The 19,842-nt window shown below is 67.3% G+C and carries 15 protein-coding genes and 1 pseudogene; 8 read left to right on the forward strand and 8 right to left on the reverse strand.

From position 1 onward, the window contains the following. Window positions 1–51 precede the first annotated feature (51 nt). From lysX to WA944_RS01575, 3 genes and pseudogenes are all read left to right on the forward strand, one after another. Window positions 52–3,384, forward strand: coding sequence for a bifunctional lysylphosphatidylglycerol synthetase/lysine--tRNA ligase LysX (gene lysX / locus WA944_RS01565; RefSeq protein WP_526646145.1), 3,333 nt, complete (start codon window positions 52–54; stop codon window positions 3,382–3,384). A 9-nt stretch (window positions 3,385–3,393) separates the two neighbouring features. After that, window positions 3,394–3,645 (forward strand): hypothetical protein, encoded by a 252-nt coding sequence (locus tag WA944_RS01570; protein ID WP_370331785.1) that lies wholly within the window; start codon window positions 3,394–3,396, stop codon window positions 3,643–3,645. A gap of 28 nt (window positions 3,646–3,673) precedes the next feature. Then, a pseudogene (locus WA944_RS01575) lies at window positions 3,674–4,840 on the forward strand (DNA glycosylase AlkZ-like family protein). On the opposite strand, the gene WA944_RS01580 reads toward WA944_RS01575, so the two are convergent. Together WA944_RS01580 and uvrA are read right to left on the reverse strand one after the other, a co-directional pair. Next, window positions 4,817–5,323 (reverse strand): GNAT family N-acetyltransferase, encoded by a 507-nt coding sequence (locus WA944_RS01580; RefSeq protein ID WP_526370570.1) that lies wholly within the window; start codon window positions 5,321–5,323, stop codon window positions 4,817–4,819. The pseudogene WA944_RS01575 and the gene WA944_RS01580 sit on opposite strands and share 24 nt — an antisense overlap. 29 nt (window positions 5,324–5,352) lie before the next feature. Further along, window positions 5,353–8,253 (reverse strand): excinuclease ABC subunit UvrA, encoded by a 2,901-nt coding sequence (uvrA, locus tag WA944_RS01585; protein ID WP_526370552.1) that lies wholly within the window; start codon window positions 8,251–8,253, stop codon window positions 5,353–5,355. A gap of 152 nt (window positions 8,254–8,405) precedes the next feature. On the opposite strand from uvrA, the gene WA944_RS01590 reads away from it, so the two are divergent. Then, window positions 8,406–9,083, forward strand: a complete 678-nt coding sequence (locus WA944_RS01590) for an MBL fold metallo-hydrolase (RefSeq protein WP_526646147.1) — start codon at window positions 8,406–8,408, stop codon at window positions 9,081–9,083. A gap of 59 nt (window positions 9,084–9,142) precedes the next feature. Further along, window positions 9,143–10,027: a fructose bisphosphate aldolase gene (locus tag WA944_RS01595; RefSeq protein WP_526611387.1), complete on the forward strand. Its 885-nt coding sequence runs from the start codon at window positions 9,143–9,145 to the stop codon at window positions 10,025–10,027. 62 nt (window positions 10,028–10,089) lie between these two features. Here the strand turns inward: WA944_RS01595 and WA944_RS01600 are convergent, their stop codons facing one another. The 5 genes from WA944_RS01600 to uvrB form a co-directional block, all read right to left on the reverse strand. Next, a complete protein-coding gene (locus WA944_RS01600; RefSeq protein ID WP_526370556.1) occupies window positions 10,090–10,533 on the reverse strand; it encodes a universal stress protein in 444 nt (147 codons plus the stop codon). A 201-nt stretch (window positions 10,534–10,734) separates the two neighbouring features. Next, a complete protein-coding gene (locus WA944_RS01605) occupies window positions 10,735–11,430 on the reverse strand; it encodes a cutinase family protein (protein WP_526370558.1) in 696 nt (231 codons plus the stop codon). Between the two features lie 98 nt (window positions 11,431–11,528). Next, on the reverse strand, window positions 11,529–12,905 hold the full coding sequence (locus WA944_RS01610; RefSeq protein WP_526646149.1) for an MFS transporter: 1,377 nt from the start codon (window positions 12,903–12,905) through the stop codon (window positions 11,529–11,531). Between the two features lie 32 nt (window positions 12,906–12,937). Beyond that, window positions 12,938–14,371, reverse strand: a complete 1,434-nt coding sequence (locus tag WA944_RS01615) for an MFS transporter (protein ID WP_526370560.1) — start codon at window positions 14,369–14,371, stop codon at window positions 12,938–12,940. 39 nt (window positions 14,372–14,410) lie between these two features. Then, a complete protein-coding gene (gene uvrB / locus WA944_RS01620; RefSeq protein ID WP_526370562.1) occupies window positions 14,411–16,570 on the reverse strand; it encodes an excinuclease ABC subunit UvrB in 2,160 nt (719 codons plus the stop codon). Between the two features lie 82 nt (window positions 16,571–16,652). Between uvrB and WA944_RS01625 the strand changes: the two genes are divergently transcribed. From WA944_RS01625 to WA944_RS01635, 3 genes are all read left to right on the forward strand, one after another. Continuing rightward, the gene (locus WA944_RS01625; RefSeq protein ID WP_526370574.1) at window positions 16,653–17,159 is read left to right on the forward strand and encodes a ribonuclease FAU-1 family protein; all 507 of its coding nucleotides are present in this window, start codon (window positions 16,653–16,655) and stop codon (window positions 17,157–17,159) included. Window positions 17,160–17,207: 48 nt separating this feature from the next. Continuing rightward, complete coding sequence (locus tag WA944_RS01630; protein ID WP_526370564.1) at window positions 17,208–17,900, forward strand: DNA-formamidopyrimidine glycosylase family protein; 693 nt, start codon at window positions 17,208–17,210, stop codon at window positions 17,898–17,900. A gap of 106 nt (window positions 17,901–18,006) precedes the next feature. Beyond that, window positions 18,007–18,549 (forward strand): hypothetical protein, encoded by a 543-nt coding sequence (locus WA944_RS01635; protein WP_526370566.1) that lies wholly within the window; start codon window positions 18,007–18,009, stop codon window positions 18,547–18,549. Here WA944_RS01635 and coaE read toward each other — a convergent pair. Continuing rightward, window positions 18,546–19,763, reverse strand: coding sequence for a dephospho-CoA kinase (gene coaE / locus WA944_RS01640; protein ID WP_526370568.1), 1,218 nt, complete (start codon window positions 19,761–19,763; stop codon window positions 18,546–18,548). The genes WA944_RS01635 and coaE overlap by 4 nt on opposite strands. Between the last annotated feature and the right edge of the window lie 79 nt (window positions 19,764–19,842).

Below are 19,842 nucleotides of genomic sequence, written 5' to 3' on the forward strand. Positions count from 1 at the left end.
GTGGCCGAACATCCGCACGGGTCGCCTGACGAGCGAATATCCTCGCGCCCTATGACCTCAACGACCCCCACGCGGGTCCGCGCCACGTCCGGGTTCGGCTGGGTACCGGCCGCGGCCGGCTGGATAGTCGGCGTCATCGCCACGCTGTCCCTGCTGGCCAGCATCTCGCCGCTGGTCCGGTCGGTGATCAGGGTGCCGCGGGAGTTCGTCAACGACTACATCTTCAACTTCCCGGACACCAGCTTCGCGTGGGCGTTCGTGCTGGCCCTGCTGGCCGCCGCGCTGGCAGCCCGCAAACGCATCGCCTGGTGGATCCTGGTGCTGTACATGGTCGCCGCCATCGTGGTGAACATCGGTGACCTGGTCACCGGTGACGAGTCGGTCCTCGAAGAGCTCGGCGAGATCATCGGCCTCGTCTTCCACGTCGCCGCCATCGCCTTCCTCGTGCTGGCCCGGGGCCATTTCTGGGCCAGGGTCAGGCGCGGGGCGTTGATCAAGGCGACCGCAACGCTGCTCGCCGGCATGGGGCTGGGCATCCTGGTCGGCTGGCTTCTGCTGGAACTGTTCCCCGGCACACTCGAACGCGGCTACCGGCTGCTCTACGCCGCCAACCGTGTCGTCGCCTTCGCCGGCCTCGACGCCGCCGCGTTCGACGGGCAGCAGCCGCACGGGTTGGTCAACGCAGCGCTCGGCCTGTTCGGTGCGCTCGCGTTGATGGCGGCGGCGATCGTACTGTTCCAGTCGCAACGTGCCGACAACGCGCTCACCGGCGAGGACGAGTCGGCCATCCGCGGACTGCTCGAGCTGTACGGCAAGAACGACTCGCTCGGGTACTTCGCCACCCGCCGCGACAAGGCGGTGGTGTACGCGCCGAACGGCCGGGCCGCCATCACCTACCGCGTGGAGGTCGGCGTGTGCCTGGCCAGCGGCGATCCCATCGGCGATCCGAAAGCCTGGCCGCAGGCCATCGACGCCTGGTTGGCGCTGTGTCAGGCCTACGGATGGGCGCCCGGCGTGATGGGGGCCAGCTCGACGGCGGCGCAGGCTTTCCGAGCTGCAGGGCTCAACGCCCTGCAACTCGGCGACGAGGCGATCCTGCACCCCGACGACTTCCGGCTGTCCGGACCCGACATGCGAGCGGTGCGCCAGGCGGTGACTCGCGCCCGGCGCACCGGGGCCGGCGTGCGGATCCGCAGACACCGCGACATCGCCGCCGACGAGATGGTTGAGGTGATCACGCGCGCGGATGAATGGCGGGACACCGACGACGAACGCGGCTTCTCGATGGCTCTGGGCCGCCTCGGTGACCCCGCCGACGGGGACTGCCTGCTGGTCGAGGCCGTCCAGAACGATCAGGTGGTCGCGATGCTGTCGCTCGTGCCGTGGGGCAGCAACGGAGCATCCCTGGACCTGATGCGCCGTTCACCCCGATCCCCCAACGGCACAATCGAATTGATGGTCAGCGAGCTGTGCATGCAGTCCGAGGACATCGGCGTCACCCGGGTCTCGCTGAACTTCGCGATGTTCCGCTCGGCCTTCGAGCAGGGAGCCCAGCTGGGCGCGGGACCCGTGGCGCGGTTGTGGCGTTGGCTGCTGGTGTTCTTCTCCCGGTGGTGGCAACTGGAGACGCTGTACCGGTCGAACATGAAGTACCGGCCCGAGTGGGTACCGCGGTTCGCCTGCTACGAAGACGCCCGGCTGCTGCCCCGCGTCGGTGTGGCCTCGGTGATCGCAGAAGGCTTTCTGACACTGCCCTTTTCGCGACGCCACGAGCAGCCCCACACCGGTCACCACATCACCGCACCGGGGGTGCTGGTGGACACCGGCCTGCTGCACAGCGACGGCACCGCGCCCGACGCCAGCCTGCAGGCCGATCTGCCTGCCGGCGACGACCGGCCCCGGTTGCCCGAGCAGGTCCGGGTGCGGATGGCCAAGCTGCGGTCCCTGGAGGACGCCGGCGTCGACGCCTACCCGGTGGGCCGCCCGCCCAGCCACACCGTCGGGCAGGCGCTGGCCTCCCAGGACGGCGCCGCGGTGACGGTGGCGGGCCGGGTACTGCGGTTGCGCGACTACGGTGGCGTGCTGTTCGCGCAGTTACGGGACTGGTCCGGGGAGACCCAGCTGCTTTTCGACAACTCGACGCTCGCCGAGGGCAGCACCGCCGACGTCACCCGCACGATCGATCTGGGCGACCTCATCGAAGTGTCGGGAACCATGGGACGCAGCCGTTCCGGCGCCTGGTCGGTGCTGGTGACCCGGTGGCGCCTCAACGGCAAGTGCCTTCGGCCACTGCCCGACAAATGGAAGGGGCTGACCGACCAGGAAGCACGGGTGCGGGCCCGCTACGTCGATCTCGCCGTCAACACCGAGGCCCGCGAGCTCGTCAAGGCGCGCAGCGCGGTCCTGCACGCGATCCGCGAAACCCTTGTCGCCAAGGACTTCTTGGAAGTCGAGACCCCGATTCTGCAGCAGATCCACGGCGGCGCCAACGCTCGGCCGTTCCTCACCCACATCAACGCCTACGACCTCGACCTGTATCTGCGCATCGCCCCCGAGCTGTACCTGAAGCGGCTGTGTGTGGGTGGCGTGGAGCGGGTGTTCGAGCTGGGGCGCGCCTTCCGCAACGAGGGTGTCGACTTCAGCCACAACCCCGAGTTCACGCTGCTGGAGGCCTATCAGGCACACGCCGACTACACCGTGTGGATCGACGGTTGCCGGGAGCTGATCCAGAACGCCGCCCAGGCCGCCAACGGGGCGCAGGTGTTCCTGCGGCCCCGCCTCGACAACGCAGGCGGGACATCCTTCGAACAGGTCGACATCTCCGGCCAGTGGGCGGTCAAGACCGTGCACGGCGCGGTGTCGGAGGCACTGGGTGAGGAGGTAGGGCCGGACACCGATCTCGGCACGCTTCAGCGGCTGTGTGACGCCGCCGGAATTCCCTACCTCACGCACTGGGATACCGGCGCGGTGGTGCTCGAGCTCTACGAGCGCCTGGTCGAGGACCGCACCACCGAACCCACGTTCTACAAGGACTTCCCGACGTCGGTGTCCCCGTTGACACGGCCGCACCGCAGCATCGCCGGGGTGGCCGAGCGCTGGGATCTGGTCGCCTGGGGGGTCGAACTCGGCACCGCCTACAGCGAGCTGACCGACCCGTTCGAGCAACGCCGCCGACTGCAGGAGCAGTCGCTGCTGGCCTCCGGCGGCGACCCCGAGGCGATGGAACTCGACGAGGACTTCCTGCAGGCCATGGAGTACGCCATGCCGCCAACCGGCGGCCTGGGCATGGGAGTGGACCGCGTCGTCATGCTGATCACCGGCCGAAGCATCCGCGAGACTCTGCCTTTCCCGCTGGCCAAACCGCGTCACGCCGCCTCAGAGTAGGTTGGGCGCATGCCGGACGAACCCAGCACCGAACCGGTCGACACCGGCTACACCGCCGACGGTGTGCCGACGTTCGAGTCGGTCCGCGAGAAGATCGAGACCCGGTTCTCGACGTCCATCGGATCGGCGGAGCTCGCAGCGGAGACCCCGGAGGGCCGCAGTCTCGAGGACCAGTACGACGCGCGCCAGAAGGCCGCCGCAGAGCGACTCGCCCAGATCCGCCAGTCCATGGCCACCGACCGGGACGACGACGCCCAATAGTCAGACCCCGGCGTAGGTTTCGTCAGCGATGAGGACTTTCACCGTCGCCGAACGGCGCGCCCGGCTCGCCAAGCGTCACCAACTGGCCGGAGGTCTGGCCCCGGTCTCCGCGGAGACCCTGACCGGCACGCTGGTGGGGCTGCACGCCACCGATCCGGCGACACCGTATCTGTCACTGTGGGCCAGGGTTCCGGGCTGTTCGGTGGACGCCGTCCGCGCGGCGCTGTACGACGACCGCACATTGGTCAAGCACCTGGCGATGCGACGCACCCTGTGGGTGGTGCGCCCCAGGATCTGCCGTCCGTGCAGTCGGCAGCCAGTGACCGGGTGGCGGCCAACGAGCGTCGCCGCCTCGTCGCCGACGTCGAGGGGGCGGGAGTGGCCGCCGACGGTGAGGTCTGGCTGGATGCCGCCGCCGTAGCCGTGCTCGGGCACCTGCGGCGCAACGGTCCCTGTACCGCGAAACAGCTGCGTGAGGCGCTGCCCGAGCTGACCGGCAGGTACGACCCGGCCCCCGGCAAGACGTGGGGCGGCGAGGGACACTTGGCGCCGCGGGTGCTGACGCTGCTCTCGGCTCGCGGCGACATCGTCCGCGGCCCCAACGACGGTGGGTGGACCACGTCGCGACCGCGCTGGGTGGCGGCCGGTGACTGGTTGGCGCCCACGCCCGATGTCGCACCGGAGACCGCACGGGCCGAACTGGTCCGACGGTGGTTGTACGCGTTCGGACCGGCGACCGTCACCGACATCAAGTGGTGGTTCGGCAACACCCTCGGCTGGGCACGTCAGGCGCTGCGCGACGTTGATGCCGTCGAGGTCGACATGGACGGCACAGCGGGTTTTTGTACTGCCCGGAGACGACGAGCCCGAACCCGAGGTGGCGCCGTGGTGTGCGCTACTGCCCGGCCTCGACGTCACGCCCATGGGCTGGTTCGACCGGGACTGGTACCTGGGACCGCACCGTGGCCGGGTGTTCGACCGCAATGGCAACGCCGGGCCCACCGTGTGGGTCGACGGCCGCGTGGTGGGTGCGTGGCGACAGGACGGCGACGGTCGCGTGGAGCTGGTGCTGCTCGAGGATGTCGGGCGCCGGGCCGGCCGGGAGCTGTCTGCGCGCGCCGACACGCTCACCGACTGGCTGGACGGGGTGCGGGTCAAGCCCCGGTTCCCGTCACCGGCCTGCCGGGCTGTCTAGGCTGCACTGCAGCAGAAGGGTGTCGAGCCACTTGCCGTGTTTGAACCCGACCGCCGTCAGGCGCCCGGCGTCGGTGAACCCACGCTGACGGTGAAGTGCCAGGGATGCATCCGCATCGTGATCGACGATGACGGCGATGACCTGTCTGATTCCGTGCTGGCGGCACGCGTCGAGCACGGCGTCCAGCAGTGCGCCGCCGACTCCCCTGCCGACGGCATGGGGCGCCACATAAACCGAGTCCTCGACCGTGTGCCGGTATGCCGGGCGCGTCTTCCATGGTGCGCAGTGCGCGTAGCCAGCGACCTCACCGTCGAGAACCGCTGTCAGATAAGGCAATCCGACCGAGGTGACCGCGCCCAACCTGCGCAGCAGTTCTTCGCGGTCGGGAGCAACGAGTTCGAACGTCGCGACACCGGAGTTCACGTACTCCGCGTAGATCGCACCGATGGCGTCGATGTCATCGGCCGTGGTCGGCCGAATCATCACCCGCACAGGCACTGTCGCTCGCGATGCTACGCGCTGACCTTTCGTCGGGCCTTACGCGGCTTGGGCCGCGCCACGCCCAACGATTCGGCCAGGAAGTGACCGGTGTAGCTGTCGACGTTGGTGGCGACGTCTTCGGGTGTGCCCGTCGCCACGACGGTGCCGCCACCCGATCCCCCGTCGGGCCCCATGTCGATGATCCAGTCCGAGGTCTTGATGACGTCGAGGTTGTGCTCGATGACGATGACCGTGTTGCCTTTGTCGACAAGACCGTTGATGACCATCAGCAGCTTGCGGATGTCCTCGAAGTGCAGACCGGTGGTGGGCTCGTCGAGGATGTAGACCGTGCGGCCGGTCGAACGTTTCTGCAACTCCGAGGCCAGCTTGACGCGTTGCGCTTCACCGCCGGACAGTGTCGGTGCCGGCTGACCCAGCCGCACGTATCCCAGTCCCACATCGACCAGCGTCTTGAGGTACCGGTGGATGGAGGTGATCGGGGCGAAGAACTCGGCCGCCTCCTCGATGGACATATCGAGCACCTCGGCGATCGTCTTGCCCTTGTAGTGCACCTCGAGGGTTTCGCGGTTGTAGCGGGCGCCGTGGCACACCTCGCACGGCACATACACGTCGGGCAGGAAGTTCATCTCGATCTTGATGGTGCCGTCACCCGAGCAGGCTTCGCACCGCCCGCCCTTGACGTTGAAGGAGAACCGCCCGGGCTGATAGCCGCGAACCTTGGCTTCGGTGGTCGCGGCGAACAGGGTGCGGATCTTGTCGAACACCCCGGTGTAGGTGGCCGGGTTGGACCGCGGAGTCCGGCCGATCGGTGACTGGTCGACACGGACCAGTTTGTCGACCTTGTCCAGCCCTGTCACCCGGGTGTGCCGGCCCGGCACCTGCCGGGCGCCGTTGAGCTTGTTCGCCAGCACCGACGCCAGGATGTCGTTGACCAGCGTCGACTTACCCGATCCGGACACACCGGTCACCGAGGTCAGCACGCCGAGGGGGAAGGACACGTCGATCTGGCGCAGGTTGTGCTCGCGCGCACCGACGACCGTGAGCTGGCGCTTGGTATCGGCGAGCCGGCGCAGGACCGGGACCTCGATCTGCTCCTTGCCCGAAAGATAGGCGCCGGTAATCGAATTCGGGTTCTTCAGCAGGTCCTCATAGGGGCCGCTGTGCACGATCTGGCCGCCGTGTTCCCCGGCTGCCGGGCCGATGTCGACAACCCAGTCGGCGTGGGCGATGGTGTCCAGATCGTGTTCGACGACGATGAGGGTGTTGCCGAGATCCCGCAACCGCACCAGGGTGTCGATCAGCCGTCGATTGTCTCGCTGGTGCAGGCCGATCGAGGGTTCGTCGAGCACGTAGAGCACCCCGACCAGGCCGGAACCGATCTGGGTGGCCAGCCGGATGCGTTGCGCCTCACCGCCGGACAGCGTCCCCGCCGCGCGCGACAGCGACAGGTAGTCCAACCCGACGTCGAGCAGGAATCCCAGCCGCGACTGGATCTCCTTGAGCACCTGCCCGGCGATGGCCTGCTCTCTGGTTCCCAGGGTCAGTGCGTTGAGGAACTGCGCGCACTCCGCGATCGACAGTCCGGCGACCTCGGCGATCGACTTCGCACCGAAGTCTCCGGCGGTCATGGTCACCGCCAGGATCTCCGGCTTGAGCCTGGTGCCTTCGCATTCCGGGCAGGGCACGTCGCGCATGAAGCCCTCGAGGCGCTCCTTCATCTGCTCGGAGTCGGTCTGCTCCATGCGGCGGTGCAGGAACGCCATGACGCCTTCGAAGTCCGCGTAGTAGGAGCGGGTCCGGCCGTAGCGGTTCTTGTACCGCACGTGGACCTGCTCGTCACAGCCTTCGAGGATGGCCCGGCGCGCCTTGGCGGGCAGCTTCTTCCACGGGGTGTCGACATCAAATCCCAGTTGGTCGCCCAGGCCGGACAGCATCCGGGTGAAGTACTCGGCGGTCTGCCCCATCGACCAGGGGGCGATGGCGCCCTCGGCCAGGGTGAGGTCGGGGTCGGGCACCACGAGGTCCGGATCGACCTCTTTCTTGTTGCCCAGCCCGACGCACTCCGGGCACGCACCGTAGGGCGAGTTGAACGAGAACGACCGGGGCTCCAGATCGTCCACGGCCAGCGGATGACCGTTCGGGCAGGCCAGCTTCTCGGAGAACCGCTGTTCGCGATGCGGGTGGTCGTCATCTCTGTCCACGAACTCCAGCACGAGGATGCCGTCGGCGAGGTTCAGCGCTGTCTCCACCGAGTCGGTGAGACGCTGCTTGGCGCTCGCCTTGACGGTCAGGCGGTCGACGACCACCTCGATGTCGTGCTTCTCCTGCTTCTTCAGCTTCGGCGGGTCGGTCAGCGGATACACCACGCCGTCGACCCGCACCCTGCTGTAGCCCTGCGTGTTGAGCTTGTCGAAGAGGTCGACGAACTCTCCCTTGCGGGTGCGGACCACCGGGGCCAGCACCTGGAACCGCAGCCCTTCGTCCATGGCGAGCACCTGGTCGACGATCTGCTGCGGCGTCTGGCGGGCGATGCGCTCGCCGCACACCGGGCAGTGTGGCGTGCCCGCGCGGGCGTAGAGCAGACGCAGGTAGTCGTACACCTCGGTGATGGTGCCCACCGTCGAGCGCGGGTTGCGGTTGGTGGATTTCTGATCGATCGACACCGCGGGGGAAAGGCCCTCGATGAAGTCGACGTCCGGCTTGTCCATCTGCCCGAGGAATTGCCGGGCGTAGGCCGACAGCGACTCGACGTACCGGCGCTGCCCCTCGGCGAAGATCGTGTCGAACGCCAGCGACGACTTGCCGGAACCCGAAAGTCCGGTGAACACGATCATCGCGTCGCGCGGCAAGTCGAGGTCGACGCCACGCAGATTGTGCTCTCGGGCACCCTTGACGATCAGGCGGTCAGCCAACTCCGTCCTTCCCAACTTCTACTCGCGCATACCCGGTTCCCGGCCTGACACAGCCCGGCAGACGTCGCACGGATTCATGCTATGCGGCCCCTCTGACAAAGCTGGCCAAGCCCCCGTCAGGCGGCAGGAGCCGGGAAGTAACGTGAGTCACCATGACCGTCGTCGACGACAACTACACGGGCCACGTCGAACCTCAGACGGCAGCCCGCCGCACCCTTCCCGGCGCCTACATCATCAAGGTGTCCGTCGGAACCATGGACAACAACGCCTACCTCATCACCTGTTCCCAGACCGGCGAGACACTACTCATCGATGCCGCCAACGACGCCGCGATCCTGCTGGAACTGATCGAGCGGTACGCGCCCAGGCTGTCGATGATCGTCACCAGCCATCTGCACCAGGACCATTGGATGGGGCTCTCGGCGGTCGCCGGCGCCACCCGCGCCCCGACGGCCGCGCACCCGTTGGACGCCGAACCGCTTCCGGTCACCCCCGACGTGCTGCTCTCGGACGGCGACACCGTCAGTGTCGGCAAACTCACATTCGACGTCATCCACCTGCGCGGGCACACCCCCGGTTCGGTGGCGCTGGCGCTGAGCGGGCCCGCCACCGATCACCGGGTGCACCTGTTCACCGGTGACTGCCTGTTTCCCGGTGGCGTCGGCAAGACCTGGAAAGAAGGTGACTTCGAGCAGCTGCTGGGCGATGTGTCCAGCAAGGTGTTCGACGTCTTCGATGATCAGACCGTCGTGTACCCAGGGCACGGCGATGACACGACGCTCGGGACCGAACGCCCGCATCTGGGCGAATGGCGCGAGCGTGGTTGGTAGGTAGGCGGGATCTGCGGAAAAGGGAAGACACAGAAGACATGGGAGACACAGAAGAGAACATGGACAACGATCAGTTCAGCAAGGTCCAGAGTGGTGGCGGGTTCATGGCGGCGTTGGATCAGAGCGGCGGCAGCACACCCAAGGCGTTGAAGCTCTACGGCATCGCCGAGGACGCGTACTCGAACGACGAGCAGATGTTCGACCTGGTGCACGAGATGCGCACCCGCATCATCACCAGCCCGAGCTTCACCGGTGACCGGGTCCTCGGCGCCATTCTGTTCGAGGACACGATGGACCGCGAGATCGACGGGCGCTCGACCTCGGACTACCTGTGGAACGTCAAGCAGGTCGTGCCGTTCCTGAAGGTCGACAAGGGCCTCGCCGCCGACGAGGACGGCGCCCAGGTGATGAAACCGATGCCCGGCCTCGACGAATTGCTGGCCCGCGCCCGCGACAAGGGTGTGTTCGGCACCAAGATGCGGTCTGTGATCAAGCTCCCAGGGGCAGGTCTGGCCGCCGTCGTCGACCAGCAGTTCGAGATCGGCCGCCAGATCCTGGCAGCCGGGCTGGTACCGATCATCGAGCCCGAGGTGGACATCCACAGCCCGGAGAAGGGCAAGGCCGAGGAGCAGCTCAAGGCGGCACTGCTCAATGGCGTCGATGGTCTCGCCGACGATCAGGTGGTCATGCTCAAGCTGACGCTCCCCGACGTCGACAACCTGTACCGCGAGCTGGTCGACCACCCGAAGGTGCTGCGCGTCGTCGCACTGTCGGGGGGCTACAGCCGCAACGACGCCTGCGACAAGCTGTCCAGGAACCACGGCGTGATCGCGAGCTTCTCCCGCGCCCTGACCGAGGGCCTGACCGCACAGCAGAGCGACGAGGAGTTCAACGCCACGCTCGACGCGGCGATCGCGAGCATCGCGAAGGCATCCAACACCTGACGCACGGCGAAGCCCCGGGTCGGCTCGACACCGGCCCGGGGTGTCCGTTCACGAGACTCTGATCAGGAGGTGTGGACGATCAGCACGTCGGTCTTGGACCGCCGTGCGACGTTGGCGGGAACCGAGCCCAGGAGACGACCGGCGATGGTGCTCAGCCCGACGTTGCCCACCACCAGTAGGTCCGCGCCGACCTCTTCGGCGAGGTCCACCAGTGCGTCGACCGGCGCACCGACGACGGCCTTCTCTTCGATATTGACCGCGCCCGCGGCCTTCGCACGGTCCCGCGCCTCACGCAGGATGGCGTAGATCGGGGCATTGCCCGACATCTTGTAGCCCTCATCCTTGAGCACGTCAGCGGCTCGCTGATCCTCGCTGTGCGGGAAGTAAGCCGTCGCGACGATGACCTTCGCGTTGGCACCGGCGGCGATCTGACCGGCGCGGTCCACGGCACGCAACGACGAATCCGACCCGTCCGTGCCGACCACAACGGTTTGATAGGCGCTCATCGATATCCTCCCAGTGTCAGCTGCAACGCCACAGACCCTAACCCGGCATCGCGCGAACATGGGTGCGAATCACCACACCGGGACGGTATTCGCCCAGGATCCGGGCACGTCAGCGCCGCCAACATCACCTTGGGAGGTGGGACGTGACCGCGGGCACCGCACCGCGAGCGCTCAGAGCCGCTTCACTGACACCCGCGAGGCTCAGGTCTCGTTGTTGAGAATCCTGCCGGCGACGAATTCTGCTGCCTCGCTGACCATTCCATTCCACGGATACGCGAAGTGCGCGAAGAAGTTGATGCCCCGGGAGCAATAAGGATCGCCGGTGGCGCACTGGTCGATGGTCTTGTGCCCGTACAGCGGGCTGATCTCGGTGAGCGGGCCGAGCGTGGGCACGTCACGGGACGGATTGCCGAACACCGCGATGGCGGCGACGTGGTCGACCATGCTGTCGGGAAGCGGCGCGGGGGTGAAGAACCAGATCGTCCGGTTGCCTATCGTGATCAGATCGATCACGCCCGCACCCTGGGACATCCCGCCGAGCACGATCTTGGTGTTCGGGCACATCCCGGCCACGTACTGCACGTGCTTGTTGGCGTCCAGTGCACCGGCAGAGGTGGACTTCGAGAAGTTCCAGTTGGCGGGGTAGTCGACCGCGTAGGTGGAGACGCGCTTGCCCAGCAGCTTCCATTTCAGCGAGTCGATGAACGCCTTGCCGACAAAACCGACGCCGGCCCGGTCGCTCGTTCCGCGCGCGAACACCACCTCGACGTCAGGGCATGAATCCGATGCAGCAACGGGAGCGTTGACGGTGGAAAGACTCAGAATGGCGGCTGTTACCACCGCGATACTGAGGAAACGGACTACCCGTGGCGTTCGCACGCGACAACGTTGACACATTCCAGCAAATGTGCACCCGACGGCAATGCAACGGTGATCCAACAGTTGCCGATTTGTGTCGCAATGTGGAGATAATTGACGCGCTGCGCGGATAATCCCTAGCGGACCGCACCCTCTCGAGGTCCGGTATCCAGCGAGGCGTCCTTGCCCTCCCGCATGATCAGGATCGCGATGAGGCTCAGCGTCGCCGCGACAAAAAGGTAGAGGCCGACCCAGCCCACGCCGTACTGCGTCGCGAGCCAGGTGGCGATGAACGGCGCCACCGCCGCGCCGAGGATGCTGGCGACGTTGTAGGAGATCCCCGATCCCGTGTACCGCACGTTGGTCGGGAACAACTCGGGCAGCACCGCACTCATCGGCCCGAAGGTGAAGCCCATCAACGTCATCCCGATGATCAAGAAGACCAGCATGGTGCCGTACGAGGTGTCGCCGGAGCCCAGCAGCGGGGTGAACAGCGCGCCGTAGGCCATGATTCCGGCCGTGACGACCAACAGCAGACGGCGACGCCCCACGCGGTCGGCGAGCCAACCCGACAGCGGCAGCGTGCCCGCGAAGAACAGCACGGCGATCAGCTGAAGGTGCAGGAAGTCGACGTAGCCGAACCCGAGGCCGGCGCCCTCCGGCGGTCGTTTCCCGGTGCCGAAGCTCAGCGCCCACGTCGTCACGATGTAGAACATGGTGTACGTCGCCAGCATCACGAAGGTGCCGATGATCAGCTGACGCCAGCTCGAGCGGAACACCTCGGCCAGTGGACTTTTGACCTTCTCGCCCCGTTCCACCGCGCGGGTGAACACCGGCGTCTCCATCAGGCGCAGACGCACGTACAGGCCGATGGCCACCATCACCGCGCTCAACAGGAACGGGATGCGCCAGCCCCAGGTCATGAACGCCCCGTCCAGGTCAGGCTCCGCGGTGCGGTGGCCGAGCCAGAAGATGAGCGCCAGGAACAGACCGTTCGCCAGCAGGAAGCCGAACGGTGCTCCCAGTTGCGGCCACATCGCCGCCCAGCCTCGCTTGCCGGGCCTGGCCGTCTCGGTGGCCAGCAGCGCTGCGCCGCTCCACTCACCGCCGAGCGCAAGTCCCTGGGAGAAACGTAGGACAGCCAGTAGCGCAGGCGCGACGATCCCCACCTGGGCGTAGGTGGGCAACAGTCCGATCGCGAACGTCGCGATGCCCATCAGCAACAGCGAGCCGACCAGGGTCGCCTTACGTCCCACACGATCTCCGAAATGCCCGAACACGACCGAGCCCACCGGGCGTGCGACGAACGCAAGCCCGAAGGTGGCCAGCGAGGCCAGCAACGCAGTCGTCGAATCACTCTTCGGGAAGAACAGGTGCGGGAACACCGACACGGCCGCGGTGGCGTAGATGTAGAAGTCGTAGAACTCGATGGTGGTGCCCACCATCGAGGCGATCACGATTCGTCGCCGGGGTACCCCTCCGACCAGATCGCTGTCCACGACGTCGCTACTCATCACTGCGCCTCCCTGCCGATCTGGAAGCCACATCATGCCAGCGACCTCACCGGCCCGGCGGTGGGCGCCGAAGATCGCCCGCTGCGGGTCGACGCCACCACGGCCAGCGCCGCCAACACGGCGAAGGAGGCGAACAGCCAGCGGGCGGCGCCGGCGTCACCGGAGTCGGTGAGATTGACGACGACCCCGGCCAACGCCGCGCCGAACGCTGCGGAGATCACCTGCACGATGTTGATGGCCGCGCCGGCCGCCGGGCCCTCGGCGGGGTCGTCGACCTTGCTCATCGCCCACGCGGACAGATGCGGCCACGCGATCCCGATGCCGACGCCGCTGACCACCAGACCGGCGGCCCACACCGCAACCAGGATCGGCGAGGCGTTCTCACGCTGAGTCAGTGCGCTGAGCATCAGGCCGGTGGCCATCACCACCGGGGCGATCGCGACGGTGCGGACGATGACACGTTGCCGGCCGAGGGAGGCGCTGGCGATCTCTGCGAACGTCCAACCGAGGGCCAGCCCGGCGCTGAGAAACCCCGCTGCGACCGGTGTCAGGTGCGCGAGCCTCTGACCGAACAACGGCACATACATGTCCACCATCGTGGCGGCCATCAGCACGCCCAGCGTGAGGTAGATCCACTTCAACGGTCCCCTGCCGAACGTGCTGGGAGGCAGGACCGACACGGTCAGCCTGCGGTCGACGACCACGAACAATCCGACCAGTGCGAACCCCGCCACCACCAGCAACGCCGTGGCTCGCGGGTCGTGCAGTATGCCCGCCACACTGACCAGCAGTGCGGCGGCGCCGAGCAGCAGCAGTGACCACACCGGGATCCTGATCCGCCCCGCAGCAGCCGCCCCCGCCGGGTCACGGCCGCTCGGCAGCGCGACCGGCACCAAGACCGACATCGTCGTGGTCACCACCAGCAGAGCGACGAAAGCCCAACGCCACGAACCATATTGGGCGAACAGGCCCCCTGCCGCGGGGCCCACCAGCGTCCCCACACCCCACATCGCGGATACCAGCGCAGACGCCTTGGTCCACAGCGCACTCGGCAGTGCGGTGTTGATCACCGCGTATCCCAATCCGGCGAGCAACCCCCCGGCCGCGCCCTGGACGGTCCTGCCGACGAGCAGCACCTCCATGCCCGGAGCGCTGGCGCAGACGAGGCTGCCTGCCCCGAACACGCTGAGGCTCAACAGATACGCCCACCGCGGGCCCAACCGCATCAGCACCGGATGCACCGTCGTCGCGGCCATCACCGAACCCACCAGATACACCGTCGTCACCCAGGCGTAGAACCGTGCACCGCCGATGTCGGCGACAGCGCTGGGCATCAGGCTGATGGTGAGGAACTCGTTGGTCGCGTACAGCGCGACCCCGCCGGCCAGCACCGCGGAGGCGCCGAGATACCTCGGCCCCAGGAGCTCACGCCAGCTGCCGGCGGCTTCGGCCGCGGTGTCGGTCACGAACCAAACCGTAGGACCTCAACAGCGGTTGAGATCAAGTCACTTCAGGCCGGCGGCGTCCATCCCTCGGAGTTCCTTCTTCAGGTCGGCGATCTCGTCGCGGAAGCGCGCAGCGAGTTCGAACTGCAGATCGCGGGCCGCGGTGATCATCTGCTCGGTGAGATCCTTGATCAGATCCGCCAACTCGGCGCGCGGCATGCTCGATGTGTCGCGGCCCTCGAAGACCCCCGCGCTGACCGCACGGCCGGGCGCACCTTGAGCACGCCTGCCCCGGGACGCGTTGCGGCCCGACCCGCCGACGTCGATGGTTTCAGTGTCGTCGGCTTCGCGATACACCTGGTCGAGGATGTCGGCGATCTTCTTGCGCAACGGTGTCGGGTCGAGACCGTGCTCGACGTTGTACGCGATCTGCTTGGCACGGCGGCGGTCGGTCTCGTCGATGGCTTCTCGCATCGAGTCGGTGATCTTGTCGGCGTACATGTGGACCTCGCCGGACACGTTGCGGGCCGCCCGGCCGATCGTCTGGATCAGACTGCGTGCCGAACGAAGGAAGCCTTCCTTGTCGGCGTCCAGGATCGAGACGAGCGACACCTCGGGCAGGTCGAGACCCTCGCGGAGCAGGTTGATGCCGACAAGCACGTCGTACTCCCCCAACCGCAGTTGCCGCAACAGTTCGACGCGGCGCAGCGTGTCCACCTCGGAGTGCAGGTACCGCACCCGAATGCCCATCTCCAGCAGGTAATCGGTCAGGTCCTCGGCCATCTTCTTGGTCAACGTGGTCACCAGCACGCGTTCGTCGGCCGCGGTGCGCTTGCGGATCTCGCCGATCAGGTCGTCGATCTGACCCTTGGTCGGTTTGACCACGATCTGCGGATCGACCAGTCCGGTGGGGCGGATGACCTGTTCGACGAACTCGCCGCCCGACTGGCTCATCTCGTAGGGTCCCGGGGTGGCCGAGAGATAAACGGTCTGCCCGATCCGGTCGGCGAACTCTTCCCAGGTCAGCGGTCGGTTGTCGACCGCCGAGGGAAGCCGGAAGCCGAAGTCCACCAGGTTCCGTTTGCGCGACATGTCGCCCTCGTACATACCGCCGATCTGCGGCACCGTGACGTGGGACTCGTCGATGACCATCAGGAAGTCTTCGGGGAAGTAGTCGATCAAGGTCGCGGGAGCGGTGCCCGGACCGCGCCCGTCGATGTGCCGCGAGTAGTTCTCGATGCCCGAACAGAACCCGACCTGGCGCATCATCTCGACGTCGTAGTTGGTCCGCATCCGCAGCCGTTGCGCCTCGAGCAGCTTGCCCTGCCCCTCGAGTTCTGCCAGGCGTTCCTCCAGTTCTTTCTCGATCGACGAGATCGCCTGGGCCATCCGCTCGGGACCGGCGACGTAGTGGGTGGCCGGAAAGACCCGCAACGAGTCGACCTTGCGGACGACGTCACCGGTCAACGGATGCATGTAGTACAGCGCCTCGATCGCGTCGCCGAAGTACTCGATGCGCACCGCGAGTTCCTCGTAGGACGGGATGATCTCGACGGTGTCACCGCGCACCCGGAACGACCCCCGGGTGAACGCCATGTCGTTGCGGTTGTACTGGACGTCGACCAACAGCCGCAGCAGCGAGTCGCGCGGCACCTCGTCCCCGACGTTGAGCTCCACCGACCGATCCAGGTAGGACTGCGGGGTGCCGAGGCCGTAGATGCACGACACCGACGCCACCACCACCACGTCACGCCGGGAAAGCAGGCTCGAAGTGGCCGAGTGGCGCAGCCGCTCGACGTCGTCGTTGATCGAGCTGTCCTTCTCGATGTAGGTGTCGGTTTGGGCGATGTACGCTTCGGGCTGGTAGTAGTCGTAGTAGGACACGAAGTACTCGACGGCGTTGTGCGGCAACATGTCCCGTAGTTCGTTCGCCAGCTGTGCGGCCAGCGTCTTGTTGGGGGCCATCACCAGCGTGGGACGCTGCAGCCGCTCGATGAGCCAGGCCGTGGTGGCCGATTTGCCGGTGCCGGTGGCGCCGAGAAGCACCACGTCGCGTTCGCCGGACCTGAGCCGCCTCTCGAGATCGTCGATCGCGGTGGGCTGGTCCCCGGCGGGTTCGAACTCACTGACGACCTGGAACTCGCCACCCGCGCGCACGATGGCATCGACAGGGCGATGCTCCGAGTGCGCCAGCACGGGGTGTTCAGTCGCGAAAGCCATTTCACCAGGGTAGAACCTGGCACCGACATGTTCTGTTCCGACGATCGCTCGACGGCACTCCACCAGGGCTTATGCTGGTCGCATCCACCCTCCCAAACACGAGACTTTCGACCTCGCGGCGCACACCAACACCGATCCCAAGGGTGTCGTGCGCGCAGTGGACGTCTACACGGTCCGTCCGTGGGGTCTCTACATGGCCCGCCCCACCCCGGGGCGTGTCCAGTTCCACTACCTCGAGTCCTGGCTGCTGCCCGCACTCGACCTGCGCGCGACCGTTTTCCACTTCAACCCGGGCCACGAACGGGACCAGGACTTCTACCTCGACGTGGGCCGGTACACCCCGGGGCCCGACCAGTGGCGCAGTGAGGACCACTACCTCGACCTGGTGGTCCGCACCGGCGTCGCGGTCACGCTCGACGACGTCGACGAACTGATCACCGCCGTCCGGCACGGCCTACTCACCCCCGAGACCGGCGAGCAGGCGATCCGCACCGCCGTCGCCACGGTCGACGCGCTCGCCGGCCACGACTACGACCTGCACCGCTGGCTGACCGACACCGGCATCGACCTGACATGGCGAGCAGAATAGGCGTCCTGCCGCCCGGGTAAGCGAGGTGCATGATGCTTGCGGAGTGGCATGCCTGAGCTGCCTGACGTCGAGGGATTTCGCCGCGACCTGACCCTGTCGCTACCCGGTCGCCGGGTGCGCGATGTCGACGTCGCCGACGCCGGAGTGCTGCGGAACACCACGGCGAGATCACTGGCCAAGGCGCTGTCCGGCCACCGCTTCGGCGCGCCGGACCGGCACGGCAAGTGGCTCCTCCTGCCGACCGATGGGCCGACGTTGCTCGTGCACAGCGGCATGACGGGACGTCCACACTTCGTCCACGACGGTGGATGGGACCGCTACGACCGGTTGGTGGTCCGGCTGGACCGGGGCGAGTTGCACTACGCCGACCAGCGCAAGCTGCGCGGCGTCTGGTTGGCGTGCGGGCCCGACGAGGTGGCGTCGGTGTTGGGCGAACAGGGACCCGACGCCCTCGACGTGGACGGCAACCTGCTCGTCGACGAGATCTGCTGGCGGGCCCGGGTGGCGCCGGCACTGCCGGTGCGCGAACTCGACGACGCCGCCCTGCGTCGTCTGCACCAGGCGATGAAGCGGGTACTGGCCACCGCTGTGCGCCATGGTTGTGTGCCTGGCCTGCCTCGCTGGCTGACCGGTGTCAGAGACGACCCGGATCCGAGCTGCCCGCGGTGTGGCACCAGGTTGCGGCGTGCCCGGATCGGTGGTCGTGCCAGCCTGTGGTGTCCGCACTGTCAACAGCGCTGAGCCCGGCCCTGGCGGTAACGGGCCGGCGCATCAATACGATGATCTTGATGATGACAGTGACAGTGCACGTGCTCCACCGGAGTCGACGGCGGTAATGTCGGGGGACATGAGCGTCGCCAAGCGCAGCCTGCTGACAGTGGCAGCCGTCGCAGTGGCCGGAGCCTGCGCGCAGTGGTCTCCGGCGACGGCTGGGGCCCAGCCGACTCCGCAGACCCCGACCGAGGTCGAGTCCGCACCGATCCCGGACGTGTTGCACAACATCACCTACCGCGCGCGGGTGGACGGGGTGTCGCGAGGAGCGACGGTGACCTACCGGGCCGAGGGCGACCAGCTACAACTCGCCACCCCGACGATGGTTCCAGGCCGGGTGTTCGAGGTGAACACCGTGCTTCCTGCGTCGCAGACCGCGAACCTGCGGCTGTCGATCGACTGGCCGTATTCGGCGAATCTGCACTGCGAGATCCTCATCGACAACGCTGTGGTCGCCCAGGCTGACGACTTCATCGCGCCGAGAGTCACGCCGCAGCGCGACGACCCGGACTACGGCTCGCTGACGTGTCAGGCGCCGGTGAGCGGGGTCGACGACATCGCCCCCGTCGACCCGACAGCGCCCGCTCCGCCGGTCGAGGCTGAGCTCCCGCCTGCCTAGTTTCCGGGCCGCCAGCCGGTGTCGTCAGCCCACTGCCATGCCCTGCGGTAGGCCTCGAGGAACCACGGTTCCTTCGCGTCGGCGTACGCGCCGGTGTCGGCGTGCCCTTGTTCTGCAAGCCTGCGCTTGACCGCCAGGTAGTCCGACCGCGCCTGCGGGTCGGCCGTCAACCAGTCGACGAACAACAATGCGAACTGCTGACCGGGCCAGCCGTCAACCCGCACGTGGACATTGGTCGGCCGCCCCGGATCGGCCGAACCGAACAGCCGTTTCCGCCACAGTGATTCGGCATCGCGGTGATCGAACTCCGCCACGGTGCTGCGGGCGTCGGGCTTGCCGACGTCGTGGGTGACGGACGTTCCCGGGTAGCCGGCTCCGAGCAGCGCCTCGGCGAGTTCGTCGGCGACCTCGAGCGAGGAGACGGTGACCTGGATGTCGATGACGTCCTTGGCGTCCAGGCCCGGAATCGCAGTGGAGCCGATGTGGTCTATCCGCGACGCCCGGTGGCCGCACGCGGTCTTCAGCCGCGCCACCGCCCGCTGGGCCTGGGCCGGCCACTGCGGGTCTGCGGGCACCAGACGCGGCTCGGCGCGCGCCGGCCGACCCGCATGCAGGTTTTCAGCGAACGGCCGGATCCGCGCATGCCACAACGCCCGCGCCTGCTCGACGAGTTCCGCGGCGGTCCCGGAATTGTCCAGCCACACATCGGCGACTGCGCGGCGCTGTTCCTCGTCGGCCTGAGCGGCGATGCGCGCGCGGGCATCCTCCTCAGTGAAACCGCGGTGCTCGATCAGACGTTGCACGCGCAGGTCGATGTCCGCGTGGACGATGATGACCAGCGGGAACATCGGCGCCATCTGCGACTCGACGAGCAGGGGGATGTCCTCGACGATCACAGCTTCATCGTCTGCCGCCGTGATCAACTCCGAACGTCGATGGGCCACAAGAGGATGCACGATGCCGTTCAGCGTGGCGCGCTTCTCGTCGTCGCTGAATGCGATCGCGGCCAGTGCCGGGCGGTTCAGCGCACCGTCCGGCGACAAGATGTCGTCGCCGAATGCCTCGACCAGACTCGCCAACCCCTCGGTGCCCGGTTCGACGACCTCGCGGGCGATGACGTCACCGTCGACGACGATCGCCCCGAGTTCGCTGAACGTCGCGGACACTGTGGACTTTCCTGCCCCGATTCCACCGGTCAATCCAATGCGCAGCACGGCACCAGTCTGTCAGGCCGACCCGACGACGACGGCCCCGGCTCGTGATGAGCCGGGGCCGTCGGTCGTTGTGAACCAG

Source organism: Mycobacterium sp. (assembly GCF_049683355.1).
GTDB lineage: Bacteria > Actinomycetota > Actinomycetes > Mycobacteriales > Mycobacteriaceae > Mycobacterium.